The sequence below is a fragment of the Pseudomonas sediminis genome (assembly GCF_039555755.1).
Lineage (GTDB): Bacteria > Pseudomonadota > Gammaproteobacteria > Pseudomonadales > Pseudomonadaceae > Aquipseudomonas > Aquipseudomonas mendocina_D.
In genome coordinates this window covers 917,295-940,809 of the sequence record NZ_CP154631.1, presented here as the reverse complement: position 1 = coordinate 940,809, position 23,515 = coordinate 917,295, and the positions used below count along the sequence as shown (strand labels likewise).

Sequence of the window (23,515 nt, the reverse complement as noted above, 5' to 3'; positions counted from 1 at the left end):
AATGGGGGCCTGGGCGTCGTTCGACAGGGTTCTGGAGTTGTATGTACCGGCTGCTCCTGCTCATCGTGAGCATCGTTCTTCCTTCGCTCGTGGGCGCTGTTACCTTCGACGAGCAGACTCGCGCCCTGCCGCTGGGACAGAGCATGTACGTGTTCGAAGACGTGCGTGGCGATGCCAGCATCGACGATATCGCCTCGCCGGCTGTACAAGGCAGCTTCCGCCTGCATGACAAGCCTGTGCTCAATGCCGGCTATTCGCGCTCTGTGTTCTGGCTGCGGCTGGATTTGCACTACTTGCCGCAGCAGGCACAGGGCCCACGCAACTGGCTGCTTGAACTGGCCTATCCGCCGCTCGATCACCTTGAGCTCTACCTCCCCGACGAGGCCGGTGGTTTCACTCTGGCACAGCGTACCGGCGATTCTTTGCCTTTCGACATCCGCCAGATCCGCCAGCACAACTACCTGTTCGAGCTGAATCTCGAGCCGAACCAGAACAAGCGCATCTATTTGCGCCTGGAAAGCCAGGGCTCGATCCAGGCGCCGCTGACACTGTGGGCACCCAACGCCTATCTGGAAGAGCAGCCCGCGCGTATCTACGTGCTTGGCATCATCTACGGCGTGCTGCTGGTGATGCTGGTGTACAACCTGTTCATCTTCCTCAGCGTGCGCGACACCAGCTACCTCTATTACATCCTTTATATCGCCTCGTTCGGCCTGTATCAGGTCTCGGTCAACGGTGCTGGCATCGAGTATTTCTGGCCCAACAACCCCTGGTGGGCCAATGCCGCGACGCCATTTCTGATTGGATCGGCCGCCTTGTTCGGCTGCCAGTTCGCTCGCAGCTTCCTGCACACAGGCGAACACAGCCCCTGGGTCGATCGCCTGTTGCTGCTGCTTATGGCCTGCGGCGCAGGGGTGATGATCCTGGCGCTGAGCATCAGTTATGCCACGGCATTGCGTCTGGCCACCTACCTGGCCCTGCTGTTCACCGTGGTTATCTTCGCCGCCGGTATCCTCGCCTGGCTGCGCGGTATGCGCGTGGCGCGGTACTTCATCTTCGCCTGGACCGCCTTTCTCATCGGCGGCATCGTCAACACGCTGATGGTGCTTGGCTACCTGCCCAACGTGTTTCTCACCATGTATGCCAGCCAGATCGGCTCGGCGCTTGAAGTGGGCCTGCTGTCGCTGGCTCTGGCTGATCGCATCAACGCGATGAAGGAAGAGCGCACGCGCATCCTCCAGGAAGCCGGACGCAAGCTCGAAGCGTTGAACCAGGAGTTGGCCGACAGCAACCGCTTCAAGGACGAGTTCCTCGCCACCGTCACCCACGAACTGCGCACGCCGATGAATGGCGTGATCGGCTCGCTGGAGCTGATGCAGACGGTGAAGATGGACATCGAGCTGGAGCAGTACCAGAAGACCGCCGCGACCTCCGCACGCGATATGATGCGCATGGTCAACGATATCCTCGCCCTCACCGAACTACAGGCCGGCAAGCTCTATCCGCGGCGCGAGACGTTCAGCCTGCGCGGGCTGTTCGATGGTCTGCGTGCCCAGTACGCGCCGCGCGCTGAGGACAAGGGGCTGACCTTCGCCCTGGAACTGGACGACAACCTGCCCGATACCCTGGAGGGGGACGCCGCCAAGCTGGCGCAGGCGCTGGGCTATCTGCTGGATAACGCCATCAAGTTCACCAGCGAGGGCGGTGTGACCCTGCAGGTCGGCCGTGCCGATAGTGTGGGTGGCAACCTGCCGCTGAGCGTGCTGGTCTGCGACAGCGGTATTGGCTTCGCTCATGAGGGCGATCTGTATCAGCGCTTCCATCAGCTCGACGGGTCCATGACCCGCAAATATGGCGGCCTGGGCATTGGCCTGGCGATCTGCCGGCAACTGGTCGACCTGCTCGGTGGCAGCCTCAGTCATGAGTCGCAGCCCGGATTCGGCAGCCGTTTTCGTCTCAACGTGCCGCTGACGTTGCCGCAGCAGCAGGCGGCGCCGATCGTGCGTCCGCCGCGTGCGCAGAGCGGCACGGTGCAGCGCCAGGCGCAGCAGTGCACGGTGCTGATCGTCGAGGACAATGCGATCAACCAGTTGGTGACCCGCGGCATGCTGCTCAAGCTGGGCTACCGTGTGCGAACCGCCGACAACGGTGCCGAAGCGCTGGAGCTGCTACGCAATGAAAGCGTCGATGCCGTGCTGCTGGATTGCCAGATGCCGGTGATGGATGGCTTCGCCACTTGCCGCGCACTGCGTGCCCTGCCGGGGTGCACCGAACTGCCGGTGCTGGCGATCACCGCCCATAGCCACAGCGGTGACCGCGAACGCTGCCTGGCCGCAGGGATGAGCGATTACCTGGCCAAACCGGTGAAGTTCGAGGAGCTGCGCGTGCTGCTGCACGACTGGGTGCTGTGCCGTCCAGCCACGGTTTCCGGCGGCGCTGCTCCGCTCTGACACCCCGCAGCCTCATTCTTGGGATAGGCCGCGGATTTGGCCGGATCGTCCCTTTAGCCATGGTCTGAATCCTGATTCACTGCATGCAAGTGAATCAGGGTTCAGACCATGGCTTATCGCATCACCGAAGCTCGACTCGACCGCGATCAGGCGCAGCGCCAGCGCATCCTCGACTGCGCCTTGCTGCGAGTGGCAGAGGGCGGTTTCGCCGCCCTGACCATGCAGGCGCTGGCCGATGATGTCGGTATCGCCACGGGCAGTCTGTACCGCCACTTTCGTAGCAAGGGTGAACTGGCCGCCGAGGTCTTCGCCGCTGCCAGTCAGCGTGAGGTGGATGCCCTGGCCGCCGCCCTGCGCGGGCCGGGCAGCGCCAGTGAGCGCTTGCGCATCGGTCTTGAGCAGTTCGCCGCCCGCGCCTGGCACAGCCGCCGCATGGCTTTTGCGCTGATCGCCGAACCGGTCGATCCGGAGGTCGATGAGCAGCGCCTGCTCTACCGCGAAGCCTACGCCGAACTGTTCATCGATCTGTTGGAGGAGGGCGCCGGGGCCGGTGAATTTCGCGTCGAGCAGATCGGCCTGATGGCGGCCTGCCTGGTCGGCGCGATTGCCGAAGCGCTGGTCGGCCCTCTGTCGCCACCTGCTCGCGCCGCGCGCGAAGCCGGTCAACCCACCCTGGAGCTGGCGCAGGTCAGCGCCAGTCTTGCCACCTTTTGCCTGCGCGCCGTCGGCGCCGAGGAGCCCACGCGATGAGACCCAGCCTGCATGCCGAAACCCACGAGGTGTTCAACCAGGTGCCGAGCCTGGATGGCGCCAACCTCTATCGCCTCGATCTGCCATTGCAGGAATGGACTCGTCGTTATGACGGCGCCTGGGCAGACGAGCGCCTGAGCGCCTATGGTGCGCTTGCCGGTGGAGCGCTGATGCAGGCCGGCTTTCTCGCCAACGAGAACAAGCCAGTGTTCAAGAGTCATGACCGCTACGGTAATCGTATCGATCTGGTGGAGTTTCACCCGGCCTACCACGAGCTGATGCGCACGGCGGTCGAGCACGGTCTGCCGTCGCTGCCCTGGACCGACCCGCGCGCCGGCGCCCATGTCGCCCGCGCCGGACTGACCTATATGCACAGCCAGGCCGAAGCGGCCAGTGGCTGCCCGCTGACAATGACCTTTGCCGCGGTGCCCGCCATTCGCCTGCAGCCCAACGTGGCCGAGCAATGGCTGCCGAAGATCCTCGCCACCGAGTACGACCCGCGCAACCTGCCGATGGAGCAGAAGACCGGCGTCACCATCGGCATGGCCATGACCGAGAAGCAGGGCGGCACCGACGTGCGCGCCAACACCACCCGCGCCTATCCCATCGGCCTCGGTGGGCCGGGGCAGGGCTACGAGCTGGTTGGCCATAAATGGTTCTGCTCGGCGCCGATGTGCGACGCCTTCCTTACCCTGGCTTACACCGACAAGGGCCTGTCGTGTTTCCTGCTGCCGCGTCATCGCCCGGACGGCTCACGCAACGCGTTTTACATCCAGCGCCTGAAGAACAAACTGGGTAACTGGGCCAACGCTTCCAGCGAGGTGGAGTATCGCGGCGCCTTCGCCTGGATGCTCGGTGAGGAAGGGCGCGGCGTGCCGACCATCATCGAGATGGTGGCCATGACCCGCTTCGATTGCATGGTCGGCTCCAGCAGTCTGATGCGCCAGGCGCTGACCCAGGCCGCTCACCACTGCGCGCATCGTCAGGTGGGCGGCAAGCTGCTCGCCGACCAGCCGTTGATGCAGAACGTGCTGGCCGACCTGGCGCTGGAGAGCGAAGCTGCGCTGGCGCTGTGCATGCGCATGGGCCGCGCGCTCGACCACCAGCATGACGCGCAGGAAGACAAATTCGCTCGTCTGGTCACAGCCGTGGGCAAGTACTGGATCTGCAAGCGCGCGCCGGAAATGATCTACGAGGCCAGCGAGTGCATGGGGGGCGCCGGTTACGTCGAGGAAACCATCCTGCCGCGTCTGTACCGCGAAGCGCCGGTCAACTCGATCTGGGAAGGCTCCGGCAACGTGCAATGCCTGGACGTGCTGCGCGCATTGTCCAAGGAGCCCGGCGTACTCGATGCGTTGTTCGCCGAGCTGGGCGATGGCCATGGCGATGCCCGTCTGAAGGCACATATTCAGCGTCTGAAAGCCGATTTTGCCGATACCGCCGATATCCAGTACCGCGCGCGCCAGCTCACCGAAGACATGGCCGTGGCGCTGCAGGCCAAGCTGCTGCTGGAGGCGGGCAACGCCACCGTCTCCGATGCCTTTATCGCCAGCCGGCTGGAAGGCCGTGGCCGGGTCTATGGCACTCTGCCGCGAGGTGTCGATGTCGAGGCGTTGCTGGCGCGTAGCACGCCGCACCTGGCCTGACCGGAGGCCCGCATGCAAGCACATCCGCGTTATCGCGAGTTGGTCGAGCGAGGCTTCGCCGATGCCAACTTCATCAACGACCTGGGCATTCGAGCTACCGACTGCGGCCCAGGTTGGGTCGAGGCGGAGCTGAACATCCTGCCACGCCACCTGCAGCAGAACGGTTTCATCCACGCTGGTGTACAGACCACTCTGGCCGATCATGCGGCCGGTGCTGCCGCCGCGACGCTGGTGGCCGAGGGGCAGACGGTGCTGACCCTGGAGCTCAAGGTCAACCTGCTGCGTCCGGCGCGCAGTGCACGCCTGTTCTGCCGCGCCGATGTGCTCAAGGCCGGGCGCCAGGCCACGGTGGTCGAGGCCGAGGTGTTCAGCGAGGAAAACGGCCAGAAACGCCTGTATAGCAAGGCTTCGGTGACCATGGCGGTGGTGACGTTGCCGGTCTGAACGAGGGCTGAGAGCGGATTGTCTGGCACGCTGTTTTTTAGCCGGGCAGGCGAGTAATCTTGCCGCTGATGGTTCTGCGTGCACGTACGTGACGCGGATGAAAAGGGAACAGGGTGCGGCGAATCTCGCCAATGCCCTGGCTGCCCCCGCAACTGTAAGCGGCGAACGATGCCCTCATGCCACTGACTTCGGTCGGGAAGGCGGGCGGAGTGCCAAGCCGTGAGCCAGGAGACCTGCCATCGACAACGGGCGTTCCGCCCACCCTCTATCCGAATCGTCGCGCGGTGGGCGCGGCAAAGGAACTCGCATGCATATCGAACCCGGTGTCGTCGAAGGCGCCAAGATCCTGCTCAGCTACGCAACGGCCGTCACCGCTTTCGGCCTGACCGCCAAACTCGCCCTGGACAGCGTCCGCAGCAACGGCGGTGCCGCCGCCCTGGCGCTGCGCAGCCTGCTGACCACCGCCCTGGTGTTCTGCTTCTTCGAAGTATTCCCGCATCACCCGGTGGGTGTTTCCGAGGTGCATCTGATCCTCGGTTCGACCCTGTTGTTGCTGTTCGGTGCCGGTGCAGCAGCCATCGGTCTGGCGGCTGGTTTGCTGCTGCAGGGGCTGCTATTCGCTCAGTTCGACCTGCCGCAGTACGGCATGAACGTCACCACGCTGTTGATCCCGTTGTGGGGCATCAGCTTGCTGGCCAAGCGCATCGTTGCGCCCGGCACCGCCTACGTCGATCTTTCCTACAAGCAGGCGCTGGCGCTGTCGACTGCCTATCAGGGCGGCATCGTCGCCTGGGTTGCGTTCTGGGCCTTCTACGGTCACGGCTTCTCCAGCGAGAACCTGGCGGCCGTGGGCAGTTTCGGTCTGGCCTACATGAGCGTGATCTTGGTCGAACCGCTGATCGACCTGGGTGTGCTGGCTGGTGCCAAGGCGCTGTCGCGCTTCAGCCAGGGGCCGCTGTTCAACGTGCGTTTGCACCAGACGGCCTGACCCAGTCGCTTAGCGGCGGCGCTGCCAGATCATCTTGCCGGTATTGCTCTCGGTGACCAGGTACTGGTCGCTGAAGCGGTAGTAGGCGGCGGGTTGATAATCGGCGGCGCCTGCCAGGCGCACCATCAGCATGCCGCCTTGGCTGCGCCATTGGCCGCTGTACTGCATCTCGCCGGGGCTGTCGTAGCTCCAGTCGCTGCCGCCGCCGACCGAGCGACTCCACTGGGTGACGCTACCGTCGGCATTCAGTTGAAGGGTCATCAGGGTGTTGAACGAAGCGAAGTTGGCACCGCCGCTGTTGATGATCTTTTCGTGTACCCAGGTGCCGACCAGTGCCGAATCCTGAGTGCCTGCGGCGGAAGGCGTCGCCGCCGTTGTTGCGGCTTCGCGCTGGAACAATGCCTGGCGTTCCAGCACCTCGCCGTTGCGGGGATTGCGCGCCGCAATGCTGGTGTTGAGCATGGCGTTGGCATAGGTGGCGTTCATGTTGGCCAGCAGGAGACCGGTCTGTGGTTCACTGATCTCGGCACGTAGCAGTTTGCCGTCGTAACGGCCTTTGACGATCAGGCGCAGATGCTGGTTCTCCACGTACTCGCCTTCCACCACGGTGTCGTTCTGACGCAAGATCAGCTCGCTCGACTGGCCGTCGAGGGTGGCCCGGTAGTGGCCATCGAGTTCACCGGCTTGAGTACTTGAGCATAAGGCCACGACCAACAGCATAACGATTGCACGACGCATGAAGATGACCTCTGGGCAATTGCTCCAAGCCTAGTCGTTGGCAACGCGATGTGAGGTCTGTCGAGCTATGTTTTCGTCACCGTATGCAGGCAAGATAGGCGCGTACGTTCAGTCAGGAAGATGCACAGTGAAAGCCTGCTCAGATGATTTCATCATTGCCCATACCCCCGAAGAAGCAGTCGACCGCCTTGCCGCCCTGCACCAGGAGGCCACCGGTGCCCTGAGCCACGCGCTCAAGCGTTACCTCAAGGAGCGCATCCGCCCGGATGCCAGCGAGCACTGCCTGTTCCGCTATCCCGAATTGCGCCTGACCTACCTGTGCCAGGGCGAGGTGCCGACCACCGTACGCGCCTACGCCAAGGTGCAGGTGCCGGGCACCTACGCCATCACCGTGACCCAGCCGGCGGCCTTTCGCAAATACCTGTTGGAGCAGCTGCGCCCGCTGATGAACGATTTCACCCTGCGTGTGGAAGTCGGCCGCAGCCAGCAGAACATTCCTTACCCGTATGTGGTCGAGGGTGGCGATGAACTGGCCGGCAGTGGCGTGACCGCCGCCGAGCTGGCGCGCGTATTCCCCAGCACCGACCTGTCCGCCGCCACCGACGGCACTGCCGACGGCCTGTACGACTGGGAGAACATCGACCCGCTGCCGCTGGCGCTGTTCGACGCGGCACGCACCGACTTCTCGCTCAAGCGCATCCAGCACTACACCGGCAGTGACTGGCGCCATGTGCAACCGTGGATCCTGCTGACCAACTATCACCGTTACGTCGACCAGTTCATCCGCCACGGTCTGGACATGCTGGTGGGCGACTCGCGCTTCACCCGCATGGTGCTGCCGGGCAACGTGGTGATCGAGCGTGGCATGGCCGAAGGCGAGATGCAGGCAATCATCGAGAACGTGGTCTGGCACCGCTACCAGATGCCGGCCTACCACCTGCAGGCCGAGGACGGCCACGGCATTACCCTGGTCAACATCGGCGTCGGCCCATCCAACGCCAAGAACATCACCGACCACCTTGCCGTATTGCGTCCGCATTGCTGGCTGATGATCGGCCACTGTGGCGGCCTGCGTCAGTCGCAGACCATCGGCGACTACGTGCTGGCCCATGCCTATATGCGCCGCGACGGTATTCTCGACCGCGTGCTGCCGCCGCATATTCCGCTGCCGGCGCTGGCTGAAGTGCAACAGGCGCTGCAGGAAGCGGCCAAGCTGGTCACTGGCGAAGAGGGCGACGAGCTGAAGAAACGCCTGCGCACCGGCACCGTACTGACCTACGACGACCGCAACTGGGAACTGCGATGGGCCCAGGAACGGCCGTTGATCAACCTGTCACGCGCGGTGGCGGTGGACATGGAAAGCGGCACCATCGCCGCCCAAGGCTATCGCCTGCGGGTGCCCTACGGCACGCTGCTGTGCGTATCGGACAAACCGCTGCACAGCGAGATCAAGCTGCCCGGTGCGGCGGGCGCCTTCTACGAGCGCGCGGTGACGCAGCACCTGCATATCGGCATCGCCGCGCTGGAGCTGATGCGTAGCCAGCTCAATTCGCTGCACTCGCGCAAGTTGCGCAGCTTCGACGAGCCGCCGTTCCGCTAGGTCAGGCCGCGACGGGCGCCTCGTCACGCAGCAGCTCGGCCAGTGCTGCGCGGTCGATGTTGGCGCCGCTGAGCACCACGGCCACGCGCTGGCTGGCATTGAGCTCACGCTCCTGCATCAGGGCGGCCAACGCCGCGGCGCCAGCGCCCTCGGCGAGGTTGTGGGTGTCCTCGTGATAGGTGCGGATGGCGGCGCGAATTTCCTCGTCGTCGACCCGCACGATGCGTGCGGCGCCCGCGCGAACCATGTCCAGCGCCAATTGCTGCGGCTGGCGGCAGGCCATGCCGTCGGCCAGGGTATCGGCGCGTTCGGTCTGCACCAGGCGGCCCTGCTCGAAGCTCTGCGCATAGGCGTCGGCGCCGCTGGCGACCACGCCGACGATCTCGGTATCGAGGCCAAGCAGATCGCGGGTGCGGATCATCCCGCAGATGCCCGAGCCCATGCCGATGGGCACGTAGACCCGGCGCAGATTCGGAACCGCCTCCAACAGTTCCAGGGCGTAGGTGGCCACGCCGCGCACCAGATCCTCATGCAGTGACGGCACCCAATGCAGGCCATCGCGTTCTGCAATGCGCGCGGCCTCGGCGCGGGCCTCGTCGAAGTCGCGGCCATGTTCGATCACCTCGGCGCCGAGAGCGCGCATTGCGGCGTTTTTCTCGCGGGCGTTGCCATGCGGCACCAGGATGCGAATCGCCAGTCCTGCGGCGCGCGCCGCCAGTGCCAGGCTCTGGCCGTGGTTGCCACGGGTGGCGGTGACCAACCCGCGTACCTGCGGTTCGCGGCGCAGCAGGGCGTCGATATAGACCAGCCCGCCGCGCACCTTGAAGGCCGCGGTCGGGGCGTGGTTCTCGTGCTTGACCCAGACCTCGCAGCCCAGCCGCTGGGCGAGCAGCGGCCAGGTCAGTTGCGGCGTGGCCGCCATGTGGCGGTGAATCAGTGCGGCGCTCTGGCGCAATTGGGCGAGGTCGAACATGGCAGGCACTCCGAGTGGCGTTGACCCGGATGCTAGTGCGGCGCATTGTATGGGTAAATCTTTATATTGCATGGCAAGCAATGTGGCTTCCTGACCTTCAAGACAGCGCCTTACCCACTTACCTGGCGTTGGTCGAGGCCATCGCCGCGGCCATCGGCCGGGGTGAACTCAAGCCCGGTGAGCGGCTGCCGCCGCAGCGACGTCTGGCCTGGACGCTGGGCATCAACCCGAGCACGGTGATGCTTGCCTACCGTGAGGCAGCGCGTCGGCACCTGGTTTCCGGCGAGGTCGGCCGTGGCACCTACGTGCTCGCCGGCAGCCGTGAGGCGAGTCTGTTCCGGCTCAAGCAACCGACCGCGCAGGGCGAGCTGATCGACCTGTCGACCAACGTACCGGTGCATGACCCGGACAACCAAGATCTTTCCATCAGCCTCGCCGCACTGGTTGCACGGGGGGAGCTGGACGCCTTGCAGGCATACCCATCTGCAGCCTTGGTCGAGCGTGCGCACCTGGCTGGCGTGACCTGGATGCGCCGACGCGGCCTGGAGTTGGTGCCGGGAGGCTTGCTGCTCTGCGCCGGCGCCCAGCAAGGCGTGTCGGCGGCGCTGCTGGCGCTTTGCGAGGCGGGCGAGCCGATCCTGGTAGAGCGCTACACTGCGCCGGGGATCAAGGCCGCCGCGCGTCAACTGCGTTTGCCACTGCATGGTGTAGCGATGGACGAGCACGGCATCCTGCCTGATGACCTCGATCGCGTTGCCCGTGCCACCGGCGCTCGCGTGGCGGTGTTCACGCCCTGTTTGCAGAACCCCACTGGCGCCAGCCTGGACGCCGAGCGCCGCGCGGCCATCGCCGAGGTGGCGCGACGTCGTGGCTTGTGGATCATCGAGGATGATGTCTACGGCGTGCTTGGTAGTGAGGCTCCGCTGGCGGTACAGGCGCCGGAGCGTTGCCTGCTGATCAGCAGCCTGTCCAAGAGTGTCGCGCCCGGCTTGCGTCTGGGCTTTATCGCCGGCGCGCCGGAGCTGCTCGAACGCATCGATCCCGAAGCTCAGGCCACCCGCTGGGCGGTGACACCGCTGAGCCTGGCGCTGGGCTGTGAATGGATCGAAAGCGGCATCGCCGAACAGCGCCTGGCCTGGCAGATCGAGGAATTGCAGCAGCGTTGGCGCCTGGCCGCGCGCGTGCTCGGGCCGCGTATGCCGCAGGGCAGGGCGGTGGCGCCGCACCTGTGGCTGGATGCTGCAACGCCGGCTGGTCTGGCCGAGGCGTGCCGGCAGCATGGCGTCGAGGTGGTGCCGGCCGAGGTGTTCGCGGTCGAGGCCAATCCGGGAAATGCCGTGCGCATCAGCCTCGCCGCGGCAGCCAGCCGGGTCGAGCTCAAGCAGGCGCTGGAAGGAATCGTGGCGGCCTGGCCTAGCGCTTGAGTGTCATGTGCAAGATAGGAAAGGGCCGCCCACCGCCGTCCAGGCGCGAGCGGTCGGTCACGACGAACCCCAGGTGTTGGTAGAAACCGACGGCCTGCGGGTTTTGCTCATTGACGTCGACCCGGGTGGCGCCCAGCACGTCGATGGCGTGGCGCATCAGTCGCTTGCCCACGCCCTGGCCGTAGCAGGCGGGGTCGACGAAGAGCATTTCCACCATGCCCTCGCTGGTGCCGAGAAAGCCCAGTATTCGCCCTGACTCATCGCGCGCGCAGGTCAATTGCACGGCCGGGAAATACTGATCGCGGAGCAACGGTTTGATCACCTGCAGATCGCTTTCCGGCAGGAAGTGGTGAGTGGCGCGCACGGCAGCCTCCCAGATTTCCACCAGGGTGGGCAGTTCGGCATCGGTGGGTGTGTCGAGAGTCAGCGGCATAACGGCAGGCATCTTGGATGAAACGGGGCGCAGAGCATGCCAGCTCTGCGCCCGCGCTGTCATTTGCTCGCGTCGAGCACCACGCGGTAGCGCGCCTTGCCGCTGCGCAGATGGTCGATGGCCGCGTTCACCTGGCTCATGGGGAATTGCTCGACTTGTGGCAGGATCTGATGGCGAGCGCAGAATTCGAGCATGGTCGCCATGTTTTTCGGCGAGCCTACCGGCGAGCCGGACAGGCTCTTTTGCTGCGGGATCAGGTTGAACACATGCACCGGGATGGCGCTGGGCACGATGCCGACGAAGTGCAGGCGGCCCTTGCCGCGTAGGGTGCCGAGCAGGGCAATCCAGTCGAGGTCGGCGCTGGCGGTGACCAGGAGGAAATCCAGGGTGCCGGCAATCGCCTTCATCGCCGCGCTGTCGGTGGAGGCCACCACCTTGTGCGCGCCCAGGCGCTTGGCTTCATCCTGCTTGTTCAATGACGAGGTAAAGGCCGTCACCTCACATCCCCAGGCGTTGAGAAAGCGCAGCGCCAGGTGGCCGAGGCCGCCGATGCCGACCACGCCGACGCGGTCGGTGGGCTTGATGTCGAACTCCAGCAGCGGGCTGAATACCGTGGAACCGGCGCAGAACAGCGGGCCGACCAGTGCCGGGTCGAGGCCATCGGGCAGTGGCACGGCCCAGGCCCAGTGCGAGCGCAGGCGGTCGGCGAAACCGCCGTGGCTACCAACGATGGTCGGCTTCACCGAGCGGCACAGCTGGTGCGAGCCTTCCATGCACGAGCCGCAGTGCATACAACTGCCCTTGTACCAGCCGATACCGACTCTTTGACCCAGCTTGAGACCGCGTGCCTGCTCGCCGAGACGGGCAATGGTGCCGACCACCTCATGGCCGGGGATGAAGGGGTAGCGCGCATTGCCCCATTCGTTGTCGATCATCGATTGGTCGGAATGGCAGATGCCGCAGTATTCCACCGCCACTTCCACCTCTTCGGCGCCGAGCGGGCCGGGGTCGTAGCTCAGGCGTTCCAATGGCGCCTTGGGTGCCGTGGCAGCCCAGCCGGTGAAGGTGGCGAGTTCGGCGTTATTGCTCATCGGTGGCTCCTGATCGCAGGGGGAAACTCGCAGCTTAGTCGCTCTGGCAGGACGTGGAAGCACCATCAGCGCCGCTTATCGTGGGTTACACTGCGCAGCTCATTTTCATCGAAGCCCGTTGCATGTCGCGCCCTCGTCCTCCCGCCAATCGCCGTTCTGCCGCCCCGCGTCGTGTGGCCAAGGCTCCGCCTGCGCAGCCGCGGCTGTTGATCCTGAACAAGCCGTTCGACGTACTCACCCAGTTCAACGATGAGCAGGGCCGCGCCACACTCAGGGACTTCGTCGATGTGCCAGGCGTCTACCCGGCCGGGCGTCTGGATCGTGACAGCGAAGGCTTGCTGCTGCTGACCAACGATGGCCGCCTGCAGGCGCGTATCGCCGACCCCAAGCACAAGCTGCCGAAGACCTACTGGGTGCAGGTGGAAGGCGAGCCGAGCGATGGACAGTTGCAGCAGCTCCGCGATGGCGTGACGCTCAATGACGGCCCGACCCTGCCGGCTGAGGCGCGGCGCCTGGACGAGCCCGAGCTGTGGGAACGCAACCCGCCGGTGCGCTTTCGAAAAAGCGTGCCGACTGCCTGGCTGGAGTTGGTGATTCGCGAGGGGCGCAATCGCCAGGTACGGCGCATGACCGCCGCTGTCGGCTTGCCGACCTTGCGCCTGGTGCGTGTGGCCATCGGGCCGTGGCGGCTGGATGGGTTGCAGCCTGGGCAGTGGCGTGAGGTGCCGGCCTCGCTGGGCTGAGCCCTGCTTAGTCGATGGCCAGCAGTAGGCTGGCACTGGCCTCGTAGCGGACGCTGCGGGCATCGGCTTCATCGCTATGGTGTCCGCTGCGAACGACCCACAGCCCTGCTGCCGGCAACTGCAGGCTGGCGATACCTTTGGCGTCGGCGTGAGCCACCAGGCGATCGTGTTGTGGCGCCATGGCCGCGACTCGGGCATTGGCCAGTGGTTGACCATCGAACAGCACTTCCACGCGTAGGGTATCGCCCGGATTCAGTTGCGCCGGGTTGTCCAGTGGCACCAGCTCCAGGCGATCACCGACGCGCAGGGCAAACGCCTCTCCTGGAGCCTGCGGATTGATCAGCGCCTTGGCGAAGGCCTCGATGCGCAGCGTCTTGGCCGGATCGTCACTCTGTTGGCCTTTTTCGATGGCGCGGTAACGCGGGGTGCTACGTGCGGCAGCCAGGGCACTGCCGGCTGGTAGGGGTAGCTCGCCGACGAGGGCCTTGGCTGTTTCGTCGGCGTGCAAGGTGATCTCTCTCTGCCCTTCGGCGTCGAGTACACGCAGGCTGACATCACCGCTCTTGAGCAAGCGTTCGCCCTCGAAGAGCTTTTCCGTCATCAGCACCGCTATCGATAGCTGATCGTCCGTTTGCTCGGGCTTGACCAGAAAGGTGTGCGCCTGGGCGGCGGGAACCAGTACGAGGCTGGCGAGCAGGCAGAGGGTGCGCATTGGGAAACTCCATCAGATGAGGTGCAGGAACAGGGCGAGCGCTGGGGCGCCGAGGCTCAGTGCTGGGATCAGACCGGGGCGATAGCTGAGCATTGCGATTTGGGCGAAGGCTGCGAGGGTCAGCACGGATGCCCACAGCGCCAGTCCTATCGAGGTGCCGAGCGCGAAGATCGCGGGTACAGCAGCACTAGCAAAAAGCAGCCAGCCAAGCAGGCTTAGCAGTTGGCGCCTGAGGGGAGCAGGTTTATGCGCGAATACCTGCTCATGATGACGGTCGACTCCAAGACACAGCGAGCCGAAACCGCTGAAGCACAAAGCAAGGCAAAGCACGATCATGCAGCGGCCTCCTGAGTTACTTTGCGCGTCTGGCGCACTTTGCTCGGCATGGCTTGGTGACGGGCGATATGCCAGGTCGCCAGGGCTAGTAGGGCAGCACTGGCCAGCAGGGCCAGATCCATACCGGCAAGTAACCAGTGGCCCTGGCTCACTGTCGTTATCAGGCTGCTGCTTGGTTGGAGCAGAGCAAAGAAGGGCAGGCCACCGAACAGCAATGCGGCAAAGCTGGTCTGCTCGAGCCAGGCACGCTTGTGCGAGCGCAGCAGGGGATGCAGCAGGCAAAGGGCCCAGGCGATGAAGAAGCACCGGACCTCCCAGTCGGCCCGTTGCTCCAGCCCTGCTGGCAAAAGGCGGTTGGCCCAGAAGTAGGCGGCGATAGCCACTGGCAGGCCGGCAATGCAGCCTACGTTGAGCATTTCGACCAGGCGATGACCGAACGGGGTACCGCTCAGCTTCTTGCGCTCAGGCAGGCGTTTGACCACCCACAGCACCAGCCCGGTGGCGATCATGGCCGTACCCAGCAGGCCGCTGAGAAAGAACATCCAGCGCAACGGTGGCCCCGCGAAGCGGATCAGGTGCAAGCTGGTAAATACGTTGTAAACAGCGCTGGCTGCTGGCGTTGGCGTCGCCTTGGGGGCGTTCATGGCTGCACCGGTCACGCCGTTGAAGCGCAAACGCTCGCCATTGCCGCGTTCGAGCAGGCTGTCGCCACCGCGCTGTCGCAGTTCGACCACGGCGCGCTCGGTATTGGGGGCGGAGATCGAGAGACTGGCGATACCCAGCGGCCAGCGCTGTTGAGCATGGGCAAGAAGGGGAGCGAGATCGGTCATCTGCGCCGGTTTGACTGGTTGTCGCGGCGCATCGGTTGGGGCCCCTCGACCACCGCCTCCGCTGAAGAACGCCTGACGATCACCCTGGTACGCGCTTTCGACGCCCCAGGGCATGAGCATGAACATCAGCAGCAGCAAGCCGCTGTAGGTGATCATGAAATGAAAGGGCAGGGCGAGTACTGCGGTTACGTTGTGAGCATCTAGCCAGGAGCGTTGTCCCTTGGCAGGTCGGAAGGTGAAGAAGTCCTTGAAGATCTTTTTGTGGGTGATCACGCCGCTGACGATGGCGACCAGCATCAGCATGGTCGCGATACCGACTATCCAGCGCGCCCCCTCGCGAGGCATGGCGTAGAGCTCGAAGTGAAAGCGGTAGAGGAAGCTACCACCGCGTGTTTCACGCACCTGCACAGGTTCGCCGCTGCTCGTATCCAGTGTCAGGCGCTGCCCGCCGCCCTTGCCGATGCGTTCGCCCGGCTCGAACCACTGGATCTGCAATGCCGCATTGCGTGGTCCGGGTAGGCTTACGTTCCATTGCGCGGCATCAGGCGCGTGCTTCTCCAACTGCGCCAATGCAAGTCTGGCGCTGTCGTCCCTTGGGCCAGCGGTGTGCAGCTCAGGCTTCATCCAGTAACTGATCTCTTCCTGAAAGAAGCTCAGCGTTCCGGTGAGGAATATGGTGTAGAGCAGCCAGCCAAGCAGCAGGCCGGTCCAGGTGTGCAGCCAGGCATTCGCCTGGCGGAAGGCCAATGGCTTCATGCGTTGGCGCTCCGCATCAGCAGATGTGCGGCAGGGATGGCACACAGCAGCGTCGCCACGCACCAGGCACGTCGCACACTTTTGGCGCTGAAGGCCCATATCGCCAAGGCGCAGTACAGCGCGAAGGACAGCTGTGTGGCGGCGAGCACCGCCTGCGGTTTTGGCAGGGGCAGTGCCAGGGCCAGACTGGCGCAGCACAGAGCGGCAAAGCCGTAGCCCCCCAGGACTGCGAGCAGTGTTCGGGCTGCAATCGTCAGGCGATAGCGGAAGGCGTTCTCAGGCGAATGAGTGCGTGCCATTAGCAGCCCCACCGACTGATTGTGAGGCCTTGGGAAACGAAATACGTTTGTATATTGATGATAATGCTAATCATAATGATTTAATCCTAAGATGCTCTCACTATCCCAGCCTTTGCTGACCGAAGGCTGACAAGCGCACGGTGCATGTCATGAAATTGCTTGTCGTTGAAGACCATCCGGCGTTGGGTGAACTGTTACAGCGTCACCTGCAGCGCACCGGCTTTGTGGTCGATATCGCAGAGCGCGGGCGGCAGGCTCAGGCGATGCTGGAGCTGAGCCGCTATGACGCGATGATTCTTGACCTCGGCCTGCCCGACATGGATGGACTGTCGCTCCTGGCTGCACGTTCTGCGACCCGCAACAACGATCTGCCCTGCATCATCCTCACGGCCAACGATGCGCTTGAAAGGCGCGTTGCCGGGCTCGATGCGGGAGCCGATGACTATCTGCTCAAGCCGTTCGAGATGGCTGAGTTACAGGCGCGCTTGCGCGCTATTCTTCGACGCCCTGGATCGCGCCGCGAGCGCCGCCTGCAATTGGGAAATCTCAGCCTGTGTCAGCACAGTCGCGACGTCTGCGTGGGTGCATGCCCATTGCTGTTGTCCAAACGTGAACTGGCCCTGCTTGAGGAGTTATTGCGTAATGCGCCGCGCGTGGTGATCAAGGACCACCTCGAGGAGCGCCTGTATGCGCTCAGCGAGGCCGTCACACCCAATGCCATCGAGGCGTTGGTTTCACGCTTGCGGCGCAAACTGGCGGATGCCGGTGCCGACAGCGGCATCGAGACCCTGCGTGGGCTGGGCTATCGCCTGACCCTTAACGCAGGGTGACTGCTCAGAAGCTCAGCGCGACGCCCAGATTCAAACGACGTCCGTCCAGGGTCTTGCCGTATTCCTCGCTGGAGATTTCCTTGTCGAAGACGTTGTACAGACCGGCATAGACGTCCATGTGCTTGCTGACCCGGTACAGTCCGCCGAGATCGACCAGGGTATAGGCTGGGCGTCGCTCCAGGTCTTCGTCCGAAACGGTCTCGCTCTTGTAGCGGGCCTTTGTCCAGAAGTTCAGGGCATCGGTGGCACGCCAGTCCAGACCAACGTTGAACATGTGCTTGGGCAGGTTGTTGAAGGGTTTGCCGACGTCCTCTGGCGAGGCTTCGGACTCCGTGATCTCGCTATCGGAGAAGGTGTAGTTGGTGCGCAGATCCACCGAAGCGCTCAGCGGTACGTTGAAGAAGGCTTCCACGCCGCGCAATTCGGCCTGATCCTGGTTCACGTACTGGTTGATGGTCTGCCGCGGCGCGATGCCGTTGACGGTGCAGCTCGGGTTGTTGGCCGGGCTGGTGCACCACAATTTTTTACCGATCTTGTCCTCGAACTCGGTGAAGAACACGGTGACGCCGGACTGGATACCGTTGTCCGCATCCCACATCAAAGCCATCTCGTAGTTGATACTGCTTTCCGGCTTGAGATCCGAGTTGCCCATGTCATAAGAGCGGCCACGGCCGGCATTCTCGACAATGCTGGAGTCGGCCTGTTTCAATGAAGGCGCCTTGTAGCCGCCGCTGACTCCGCCCTTGAGCACCCACTCGTCACTCAGGCGGTACACGCCATAGAGGCGAGGGATGATTTCTTCGCCGTAGTGTTCGTTCTCATCGAAACGCAGACCAGCTGTTACCGAGAATGCGTCGGTCAGTGCGTACTCATCCTCAACGAACAGGGCGCGCTGCCAACGCTCCAGCGTCATATCGGCACCGTAAAAGCGGCCCTGGTCATGATCGATGGTTTCCCATTTGTACTCACCGCCCAGGGTGATGGTGTGGCGTTCTAGCGGGATGAAGGTCTTGCTGTTGATCAGGTCGTCGCTGTACTCGGATTCCGAGCTGCCGTTCTCGATCTGTTCGCGAGCCTGAGTTGCGAACGTGGTGGTGCGGAAGCCGTTGCCCCAGTTCAGATCATGGGTGATGCCGTAATGGGTCCGGTCATTGTTCATCTCACCAGGTGCACCACTGATCTCGGTCTTGAGGTTGTCGCTCTTGGCACGACCGGCTTCCAGCTGGAAGCTGTGCATGTCGTTCAGGACGAAATCGAGTTTGGCGGTATTGTTCTCGCTGGTCTTCTCGGGGTAACCACCGACAATGTCGTCCTCGTCGCGCTTGTAGCGCGAGCCATAGAGGCTCAGGGCCAGATGCTCCTGGACCAGCGGGCCGCTTAGGTAATAGCGAGTCTGTCCCGCCGTGCCGGCGGCGTCATCTTCATGTAGCAGGTGGTCATAGCTGATCTGGCCGGACCAGCTCGAAGCTGTGGTCTTCTTGGTGATGATATTGATCACGCCAGCCAGGGCGCTGGAGCCGTACAAAGAAGACATCGGGCCACGAATCACCTCGATACGTTCGATGGCCGACATCGGCGGCAGCCAGCCGAACTGAGTCGCACTGCCGAAACCGTTGTAGTAGGCCTCACCTGAGGAACCCAGTGGTTTGCCGTCGACCATGAACAGCGTGTAGGCCTCACCCAGACCACGGATGTTGATCGACGTGCTCTCCAGCTTGCCGCCTGCGCCACCTTCGATAGATACGCCGGGAATGTCCTGTAGGGCGTCGGTTACGTCGCGGTAGTACTTACCTTCCAGTTGCTCCTTGGTGATGACCGTGATCGAGGCTGGGGCCTCGATCAACTGTTGCTCGTAACCAGATGCTGTGACGACTACGTCTTTGAGGTTCAGCGCCTCTGTACCCTCAGTGGCGTATCCGATTGCTGGTGCCAGCGAAATGGCCGCGGCGAGAACCGTAGGACGAAAACCCAGTAGACGATTGGCATGTCGCATCGACATTATTGCTGAACTCCCCTTAATGGATAATACAAATGATAAGTGATCTCATTATTTTGGGCGGCGACTATGCCAGCGATTGCTGACGCCAACCTGACGGGGGAGAGAACTAATCCGACGCGGAGAAGCTTGCGCCTGCGCATCCTGGTTGCTCTGTTGCTGGTGTTCGCATTGGGCTTCGGCAACCTCGCTATTCACCTCTACGGCACTCGTGACGAGCTGCGAAGGACGATGCTGGAGCTTCAGGCGCATGCCGTCACCGAGGGGATACGGGACGAGAACGACATGGGCCGCCTGCCGCTCAGTTATGCCGGGGAGCCATTGGGCTACACCCTTTATTCGGCGCAGGGAGAAGTGCTGTGGTTCTCGGAAAACCTGGATCGACCAAGCCGTTTGCGTACTGCCATGTTGGAGCAGGGAAGTCGCTGGTGGCGCTGGAGCCCAATCGGTGGGCGTGTGATCAATGTTCCGGTGCGCCTGCCTGATGGTGCGACGTTGATGGTGACGCGCAACGATGCGAAAGAGCGCGGGACGATTGATCGTCTGCTGCTCGAACGTCTACGGCAGAGCCTCTTGATCATGCTGCCGCTGGGTCTGTTGTCAGTGCTGTTGATCCTCTGGTTACTCAACTGGACGTTGCGGCCGGTGAGGCGTGCTGCCGATCTGGCTGCTTCCATTGGGCCTGGGGAATTGAACCGACGTATCCCTCTCACCAATTTGCCCGTGGAAATCCGGCCCTTAGCCGACGCGGCCAATCGAGCACTCGATCGTCTGGCTGAGGCCTTTGCTGGTGAACGTCGTTTCGTGGCGGATGCGGCTCACGAACTACGCACGCCACTTACAGTGCTCGACCTGCGCATGCAGGAGGCTCGCGAGAGTGAACGCCCGGATTGGCCGGCCTTGGAGCGTGAAATGCGTCAGATGCGTCGTTTGGTCGGGCAACTGCTCGAACTGGCGCGCCAGGAGGGAATGGCGGGTACGCAGCAGAGGGGCGAGCAGACGAGTCGCGTGTCACGTGTGATCCGTGAGTCAGTGGCGAGCATGCTGCCCTTGTTCGAGGTCAGGGATCGTGAGCTGAGCGTTGACGTTGAGGATGGCTTGGTTTGCCGGGGTAATCACGATGAATTACGCGAGGTGATGCTCAACGTGTTGGAGAATGCCCTGCTGCATGGCGCTGGGACAGTCCGGGTGCGGGGGCGGAAGTCCGCCGGGAATGTCGTCATTGAGGTTTGCGACCAGGGTGAGGGGGTCGCACAAGATCAGCGGGAAGCAATGTTCCAGCGTTTCAGCAAGTGCTGCCAGGGTAGCGAAGGGACCGGGCTTGGCTTGGCCATCGTTCGCCGTATCGTGGAGAACGCCGGTGGCCGCGTTGCTTTCGCCGATGGACAAGCCAGCACGTTAAGTATCCTGCTGCCCGTCAAGCAAGCATGACCTGAATCAATAACCGGCCTTGATCACGGCGATACCTTTGTTCAGCACTTCACGCCAGGCCTGGCGCACGTCTGCGTCGCATTCCTTGTCGTGTTCGCCGATGGTCAGCAACAGCGCGTCGAGCCACAGGTCGTACAGCTCGGGACGAATGTCCAGGCGCTCCCGCGAGTGCGATTCGCCGAGGGCGCGCAGCTTGGTGTCAGGCATGCCGCGGGCGTGCATCACCAGGTTGAGGATGCCCTGACGCAACAGCTGCTTCTGCGCGCTCATGTCGGTGTCGACGAATTTCTCGCGAATCAGCGGCGAGCTGGCGAGGAAGTGGCGGTAGAAACTGTCGAAGAAGTCCGGGCTGGCGCAGCAGCGTCCATAGCTTTGCATCACCAGATTGGCGGCGCTCATGTGTCACTCCTTGAGTGGGCTGAAGGCCGCGTTTGCGGCGGCCTGGATTGATTACGTTGGCTGGCTGGGTCAGCCGTGAATGCCGCGCGCGGTCTCGATAATGTAGGTGATGATCGGCTTGGCGAGGAAGGCGAACAGGCACAGGCCCAGGCCGAGGAACAGGATGGCGGTACCGAGGCGGCCGGCCTTGGACTTCTTCGCTAGGTCCCAGATGATGAAGAACATGAACAGCATCAGGCCGCCCACCAGAACGTACATCATCAGGGCTTCAAATTGTTCGGTTTCCATGGTGCCTCGTTGATTCGCAGGGAAAACGCAGGGCGAAAATTATACGCGGCCTGACCCAGGGCGCGGCATGATCCGTTTCACCCTGCGACTTTCAGTCGCGCAGGTGCTGCAACGGCAACTGCGTGCTGGACAGAATCTGCTGCAGCACGAAGCTCGAACGCACGCTGGATACTCCATCGATACGGGTCAGGGTGCCTAGCAGCAGCTTCTGGTAATGATCCATGTCCGGCACTACCACCTTGAGCTGGTAGTCAGCGTCCATACCGGTGACCAGGCAGCATTCCAGCACTTCCGGGCATTTGCGGATTTCATCCTGAAAGTGTTCGAAGCGCTCCGGTGTGTGCCGGTCCATGCCGATCAGCACGTAGGCGGTCAGGCTCAGGCCGAGCTTCTTGCGGTCGAGCAGGGCGACCTGGCCGGTGATGTAGCCGTCGTCTTCCAGCTGCTTGACTCGGCGCGAGCAGGGCGATGGCGAGAGGCCGATACGTTCGGCGAGTTCCTGGTTGGACAGGGCAGCGTTGCGCTGCAATTCGGCGAGAATATTCAGGTCGTAACGGTCGAGTTTGTCCATTTTTTATCTGGCTCATTATTTGATTGCGCCAGATAGTGCTCCTTTAGTTGTAAATTGCGCAATTGGTAAATTTGTAAGCAATATTAGCAATCTTATTTCGGCGCGGCGGGCGTAAGCTTTCTCTCAGTTTCACGGCCCGGACGACAAGTCCTACCGGCCTCGCCCAACCAGGTGAGCCGGCGCCGACGGTCCTACCGGACCGCACCGGCACCCGGGTCCGCACTGCCCAACCAGGCAGGCGACGAAAGCGGCGACAACATCGCCAGCACCGGACAGATTCCCCGAGGGGGCCGCAAGGCCCCTTTTTTATTGCCTGAAATTTCCGTTGCCTGAGTCGTGCCGAAAGGCGGGGCAGGACCTTGCGGTCAGTGCTGGACCACTTCCTGCGGGTCGGCGTGCACCAGCACTTCGGCGCGTGGGTAATGCGCGTGAATGGCCTTTTCCACGGCCTCGCAGTGCGCATGCGCGTCGGACAGGCTCATCTCGCCCGGCAACTCCAAGTGCAACTGAACGAACCAGCGCGTGCCGGAAATGCGTGTGCGCAGGTCATGCGAGCCCAGTACGCCAGGTACGGCATTGGCCAGCGCGTACATGTGCTGAGTGGTTTCGCTGGGCAACTCCTCGTCCATCAGCACGGCCACCGCGCCGCGTACGATGCTGATGGCGCTCCAGAAGATGTAGAAGGCGATACCGATGGCGAAGATCGCATCCATCTGCAACCAGCCGAAGCGGGTCAACAACAGGGCGAGCAGAATGCTGCTGTTGAGCAGGATGTCGGATCGGTAGTGCAGCGAGTCGGCGTGAATCGCGGTAGAACCGGTCTCGCGCACCACCTTGCGTTGAAAGGTCAGCAGGACGACGGTCAATCCCAGCGACAGCAGCATGACGGCGATGCCAACGCCTTCGGCCTCCAGCGGTTGTGGAGATTGCAGGCGTTCGATGCCCTGCAGGCCGATGAGCACAGCGCTGACGCCGATGAACAGTGCCTGACCCAGCCCGGCCAGGGCTTCGGCTTTGCCGTGACCGTAGCGGTGATCCTCGTCGGCCGGGCGCAGGGCGAAGTGCACGGCGATCAGGTTGATCAGCGAGGCGGCGCTATCGAGCAGCGAATCGGTGAGGCCGGCCAGCAGGCTGACCGAACCGCTCAGCCACCAGGCAATCGCCTTGGCCAGCACCAGTGTCAGCGCTACGGTCAGCGCTGCGCGGGTGGCCAGGCGCATCAGCCGGGCATGCTGCGGGTTGTGCATGGGGTCAGGCCGCCGGACGCAGGCCGTAGGCCGCCAATTGCTCGGCGCTGCCGCTGTGCTGGATCAGGCGCGGATCATCGAGCGGCAGTTGGTGGCCGGTGCTGGTTTCGATCAGCGTCTTGAGCGCGTACTGGTCGACCTTGCCGTCTTCGCCGATCAGCTTCTGCAGCTGTTGCGGGTCGACTTGAACGGTCTGCCCTTCGGGCAGGTAGATGGCGCCGGTGGCGAAGTCCACGGCGAAGGCGATCAGGCCGGGAATTACATAGAACAGCAGACCGACGGCGTTTGCTACGGCAATCGCTGGGTCGATCTTGCCTTCGATCTGGCCACGACGATCCGGGTAGAAGATCGATCCACAGGCGGTCAGTTGAGTGAGCAGGGTAGCGGCGACAACGCCAGCGATGACGCGGGATTTCGTGCGCATGAGCACCTCCTGGAAAAAGTGGCGCAACTATAGCAGTTCGCCATTGCAAAGCCGCGGGTTGCAGCGGTTGTCGATAAGACCGGCGGCAGCGCTGGCGGTTCGCCGCATCGCGGCTG

At 63.3% G+C, this 23,515-nt stretch carries 24 protein-coding genes and 1 riboswitch; of the genes, 10 read left to right on the top strand and 14 right to left on the bottom strand.

The window, feature by feature from the left end:
* The first annotated feature begins 41 nt into the window (after nt 1-41).
* The 5 genes from AAEQ75_RS04500 to AAEQ75_RS04480 all read left to right on the top strand — a co-directional run bounded on the left by AAEQ75_RS04500 (nt 42) and on the right by AAEQ75_RS04480 (nt 6,278).
* Nucleotides 42-2,450 carry a hybrid sensor histidine kinase/response regulator gene (locus AAEQ75_RS04500; protein WP_343350991.1) on the top strand — a complete coding sequence of 803 codons (2,409 nt, stop codon included), beginning with the start codon at nt 42-44 and terminating at the stop codon, nt 2,448-2,450.
* A gap of 108 nt (nt 2,451-2,558) precedes the next feature.
* Nucleotides 2,559-3,200, top strand: coding sequence for a TetR/AcrR family transcriptional regulator (locus tag AAEQ75_RS04495; RefSeq protein ID WP_125834485.1), 642 nt, complete (start codon nt 2,559-2,561; stop codon nt 3,198-3,200).
* On the top strand, nt 3,197-4,846 hold the full coding sequence (locus AAEQ75_RS04490) for an acyl-CoA dehydrogenase family protein (protein WP_343350990.1): 1,650 nt from the start codon (nt 3,197-3,199) through the stop codon (nt 4,844-4,846). Before AAEQ75_RS04495 ends, AAEQ75_RS04490 begins: the two co-directional genes overlap by 4 nt.
* Nucleotides 4,847-4,858: 12 nt before the next feature.
* On the top strand, nt 4,859-5,290 hold the full coding sequence (locus AAEQ75_RS04485; RefSeq protein ID WP_343350989.1) for a PaaI family thioesterase: 432 nt from the start codon (nt 4,859-4,861) through the stop codon (nt 5,288-5,290).
* A 52-nt stretch (nt 5,291-5,342) separates the two neighbouring features.
* A riboswitch (cobalamin riboswitch) is annotated at nt 5,343-5,545 on the top strand.
* 52 nt (nt 5,546-5,597) lie between these two features.
* On the top strand, nt 5,598-6,278 hold the full coding sequence (locus AAEQ75_RS04480) for an energy-coupling factor ABC transporter permease (protein ID WP_343350988.1): 681 nt from the start codon (nt 5,598-5,600) through the stop codon (nt 6,276-6,278).
* A gap of 9 nt (nt 6,279-6,287) precedes the next feature.
* Here the strand turns inward: AAEQ75_RS04480 and AAEQ75_RS04475 are convergent, their stop codons facing one another.
* Nucleotides 6,288-7,016: a hypothetical protein gene (locus AAEQ75_RS04475; protein WP_343350987.1), complete on the bottom strand. Its 729-nt coding sequence runs from the start codon at nt 7,014-7,016 to the stop codon at nt 6,288-6,290.
* Nucleotides 7,017-7,083: 67 nt separating this feature from the next.
* On the opposite strand from AAEQ75_RS04475, the gene amn reads away from it, so the two are divergent.
* Complete coding sequence (amn, locus tag AAEQ75_RS04470; RefSeq protein ID WP_177429645.1) at nt 7,084-8,616, top strand: AMP nucleosidase; 1,533 nt, start codon at nt 7,084-7,086, stop codon at nt 8,614-8,616.
* A 1-nt stretch (nt 8,617) separates the two neighbouring features.
* Here amn and AAEQ75_RS04465 read toward each other — a convergent pair whose 3' ends face one another.
* On the bottom strand, nt 8,618-9,589 hold the full coding sequence (locus tag AAEQ75_RS04465; RefSeq protein ID WP_143504717.1) for a threonine dehydratase: 972 nt from the start codon (nt 9,587-9,589) through the stop codon (nt 8,618-8,620).
* 80 nt (nt 9,590-9,669) lie between these two features.
* On the opposite strand from AAEQ75_RS04465, the gene AAEQ75_RS04460 reads away from it, so the two are divergent.
* Nucleotides 9,670-11,013, top strand: a complete 1,344-nt coding sequence (locus AAEQ75_RS04460; protein ID WP_343350986.1) for a PLP-dependent aminotransferase family protein — start codon at nt 9,670-9,672, stop codon at nt 11,011-11,013.
* Here the strand turns inward: AAEQ75_RS04460 and AAEQ75_RS04455 are convergent.
* Entirely contained in the window at nt 11,003-11,446 is a 444-nt protein-coding gene (locus AAEQ75_RS04455) for an acetyltransferase (RefSeq protein ID WP_143504715.1), read from the bottom strand. The two genes, AAEQ75_RS04460 and AAEQ75_RS04455, sit on opposite strands and share 11 nt — an antisense overlap.
* Nucleotides 11,447-11,505: 59 nt before the next feature.
* A complete protein-coding gene (ahr, locus tag AAEQ75_RS04450) occupies nt 11,506-12,537 on the bottom strand; it encodes an NADPH-dependent aldehyde reductase Ahr (protein WP_343350985.1) in 1,032 nt (343 codons plus the stop codon).
* 173 nt (nt 12,538-12,710) lie between these two features.
* Here ahr and AAEQ75_RS04445 point away from each other — a divergent pair, with 173 nt between their 5' ends.
* Nucleotides 12,711-13,280 (top strand): pseudouridine synthase, encoded by a 570-nt coding sequence (locus AAEQ75_RS04445; RefSeq protein ID WP_343352332.1) that lies wholly within the window; start codon nt 12,711-12,713, stop codon nt 13,278-13,280.
* 7 nt (nt 13,281-13,287) lie between these two features.
* Here AAEQ75_RS04445 and AAEQ75_RS04440 read toward each other — a convergent pair whose 3' ends face one another.
* From AAEQ75_RS04440 to AAEQ75_RS04425, 4 genes are read right to left on the bottom strand one after another with little or no spacing between them, the layout of a single operon-like run.
* Nucleotides 13,288-13,992, bottom strand: coding sequence for a DUF4198 domain-containing protein (locus AAEQ75_RS04440; RefSeq protein WP_343350984.1), 705 nt, complete (start codon nt 13,990-13,992; stop codon nt 13,288-13,290).
* Between the two features lie 12 nt (nt 13,993-14,004).
* Nucleotides 14,005-14,328, bottom strand: coding sequence for a DUF3325 domain-containing protein (locus AAEQ75_RS04435; protein WP_343350983.1), 324 nt, complete (start codon nt 14,326-14,328; stop codon nt 14,005-14,007).
* Complete coding sequence (locus tag AAEQ75_RS04430; RefSeq protein ID WP_343350982.1) at nt 14,325-15,914, bottom strand: PepSY-associated TM helix domain-containing protein; 1,590 nt, start codon at nt 15,912-15,914, stop codon at nt 14,325-14,327. Before AAEQ75_RS04430 ends, AAEQ75_RS04435 begins: the two co-directional genes overlap by 4 nt.
* Nucleotides 15,911-16,213, bottom strand: coding sequence for a hypothetical protein (locus AAEQ75_RS04425; RefSeq protein WP_343350981.1), 303 nt, complete (start codon nt 16,211-16,213; stop codon nt 15,911-15,913). Before AAEQ75_RS04425 ends, AAEQ75_RS04430 begins: the two co-directional genes overlap by 4 nt.
* A 149-nt stretch (nt 16,214-16,362) precedes the next feature.
* Between AAEQ75_RS04425 and AAEQ75_RS04420 the strand changes: the two genes are divergently transcribed.
* Nucleotides 16,363-17,043: a response regulator transcription factor gene (locus tag AAEQ75_RS04420; RefSeq protein WP_343350980.1), complete on the top strand. Its 681-nt coding sequence runs from the start codon at nt 16,363-16,365 to the stop codon at nt 17,041-17,043.
* 4 nt (nt 17,044-17,047) lie between these two features.
* On the opposite strand, the gene AAEQ75_RS04415 is transcribed toward AAEQ75_RS04420, so the two are convergent.
* Nucleotides 17,048-18,886 (bottom strand): TonB-dependent receptor domain-containing protein, encoded by a 1,839-nt coding sequence (locus tag AAEQ75_RS04415; protein ID WP_343350979.1) that lies wholly within the window; start codon nt 18,884-18,886, stop codon nt 17,048-17,050.
* Nucleotides 18,887-19,168: 282 nt separating this feature from the next.
* Between AAEQ75_RS04415 and AAEQ75_RS04410 the strand changes: the two genes are divergently transcribed.
* Nucleotides 19,169-20,470 carry a sensor histidine kinase gene (locus AAEQ75_RS04410; protein ID WP_343350978.1) on the top strand — a complete coding sequence of 434 codons (1,302 nt, stop codon included), beginning with the start codon at nt 19,169-19,171 and terminating at the stop codon, nt 20,468-20,470.
* A 6-nt stretch (nt 20,471-20,476) separates the two neighbouring features.
* On the opposite strand, the gene AAEQ75_RS04405 is transcribed toward AAEQ75_RS04410, so the two are convergent.
* From AAEQ75_RS04405 to AAEQ75_RS04385, 5 genes are all read right to left on the bottom strand, one after another.
* Complete coding sequence (locus tag AAEQ75_RS04405; RefSeq protein WP_084340292.1) at nt 20,477-20,869, bottom strand: globin; 393 nt, start codon at nt 20,867-20,869, stop codon at nt 20,477-20,479.
* A 69-nt stretch (nt 20,870-20,938) separates the two neighbouring features.
* Entirely contained in the window at nt 20,939-21,157 is a 219-nt protein-coding gene (locus tag AAEQ75_RS04400) for a DUF2788 domain-containing protein (protein WP_003240295.1), read from the bottom strand.
* Nucleotides 21,158-21,248: 91 nt separating this feature from the next.
* On the bottom strand, nt 21,249-21,728 hold the full coding sequence (locus tag AAEQ75_RS04395; RefSeq protein ID WP_004424680.1) for an Lrp/AsnC family transcriptional regulator: 480 nt from the start codon (nt 21,726-21,728) through the stop codon (nt 21,249-21,251).
* 365 nt (nt 21,729-22,093) lie between these two features.
* Nucleotides 22,094-22,975: a cation diffusion facilitator family transporter gene (locus AAEQ75_RS04390; RefSeq protein WP_143504712.1), complete on the bottom strand. Its 882-nt coding sequence runs from the start codon at nt 22,973-22,975 to the stop codon at nt 22,094-22,096.
* A gap of 4 nt (nt 22,976-22,979) precedes the next feature.
* Complete coding sequence (locus tag AAEQ75_RS04385) at nt 22,980-23,399, bottom strand: polyribonucleotide nucleotidyltransferase (RefSeq protein ID WP_099526226.1); 420 nt, start codon at nt 23,397-23,399, stop codon at nt 22,980-22,982.
* Nucleotides 23,400-23,515: the final 116 nt, after the last annotated feature.

Bases quoted from the DNA above. Each gene is read 5' to 3' on its own strand.
- amn (WP_177429645.1), top strand. From the start codon at position 7,084: ATGTTTTCGTCACCGTATGCAGGCAAGATAGGCGCGTACGTTCAGTCA.
- AAEQ75_RS04400 (WP_003240295.1), bottom strand. From the start codon at position 21,157: ATGGAAACCGAACAATTTGAAGCCCTGATGATGTACGTTCTGGTGGGC.
- AAEQ75_RS04395 (WP_004424680.1), bottom strand. From the start codon at position 21,728: ATGGACAAACTCGACCGTTACGACCTGAATATTCTCGCCGAATTGCAG.
- AAEQ75_RS04465 (WP_143504717.1), bottom strand. From the start codon at position 9,589: ATGTTCGACCTCGCCCAATTGCGCCAGAGCGCCGCACTGATTCACCGC.
- AAEQ75_RS04425 (WP_343350981.1), bottom strand. From the start codon at position 16,213: ATGGCACGCACTCATTCGCCTGAGAACGCCTTCCGCTATCGCCTGACG.
- AAEQ75_RS04455 (WP_143504715.1), bottom strand. From the start codon at position 11,446: ATGCCGCTGACTCTCGACACACCCACCGATGCCGAACTGCCCACCCTG.
- AAEQ75_RS04460 (WP_343350986.1), top strand. From the start codon at position 9,670: ATGTGGCTTCCTGACCTTCAAGACAGCGCCTTACCCACTTACCTGGCG.
- AAEQ75_RS04420 (WP_343350980.1), top strand. From the start codon at position 16,363: ATGAAATTGCTTGTCGTTGAAGACCATCCGGCGTTGGGTGAACTGTTA.
- AAEQ75_RS04385 (WP_099526226.1), bottom strand. From the start codon at position 23,399: ATGCGCACGAAATCCCGCGTCATCGCTGGCGTTGTCGCCGCTACCCTG.
- AAEQ75_RS04430 (WP_343350982.1), bottom strand. From the start codon at position 15,914: ATGAAGCCATTGGCCTTCCGCCAGGCGAATGCCTGGCTGCACACCTGG.
- AAEQ75_RS04435 (WP_343350983.1), bottom strand. From the start codon at position 14,328: ATGATCGTGCTTTGCCTTGCTTTGTGCTTCAGCGGTTTCGGCTCGCTG.
- AAEQ75_RS04390 (WP_143504712.1), bottom strand. From the start codon at position 22,975: ATGCACAACCCGCAGCATGCCCGGCTGATGCGCCTGGCCACCCGCGCA.
- AAEQ75_RS04480 (WP_343350988.1), top strand. From the start codon at position 5,598: ATGCATATCGAACCCGGTGTCGTCGAAGGCGCCAAGATCCTGCTCAGC.
- AAEQ75_RS04485 (WP_343350989.1), top strand. From the start codon at position 4,859: ATGCAAGCACATCCGCGTTATCGCGAGTTGGTCGAGCGAGGCTTCGCC.
- AAEQ75_RS04405 (WP_084340292.1), bottom strand. From the start codon at position 20,869: ATGAGCGCCGCCAATCTGGTGATGCAAAGCTATGGACGCTGCTGCGCC.
- AAEQ75_RS04475 (WP_343350987.1), bottom strand. From the start codon at position 7,016: ATGCGTCGTGCAATCGTTATGCTGTTGGTCGTGGCCTTATGCTCAAGT.
- AAEQ75_RS04500 (WP_343350991.1), top strand. From the start codon at position 42: ATGTACCGGCTGCTCCTGCTCATCGTGAGCATCGTTCTTCCTTCGCTC.
- AAEQ75_RS04495 (WP_125834485.1), top strand. From the start codon at position 2,559: ATGGCTTATCGCATCACCGAAGCTCGACTCGACCGCGATCAGGCGCAG.
- AAEQ75_RS04490 (WP_343350990.1), top strand. From the start codon at position 3,197: ATGAGACCCAGCCTGCATGCCGAAACCCACGAGGTGTTCAACCAGGTG.
- ahr (WP_343350985.1), bottom strand. From the start codon at position 12,537: ATGAGCAATAACGCCGAACTCGCCACCTTCACCGGCTGGGCTGCCACG.
- AAEQ75_RS04440 (WP_343350984.1), bottom strand. From the start codon at position 13,992: ATGCGCACCCTCTGCCTGCTCGCCAGCCTCGTACTGGTTCCCGCCGCC.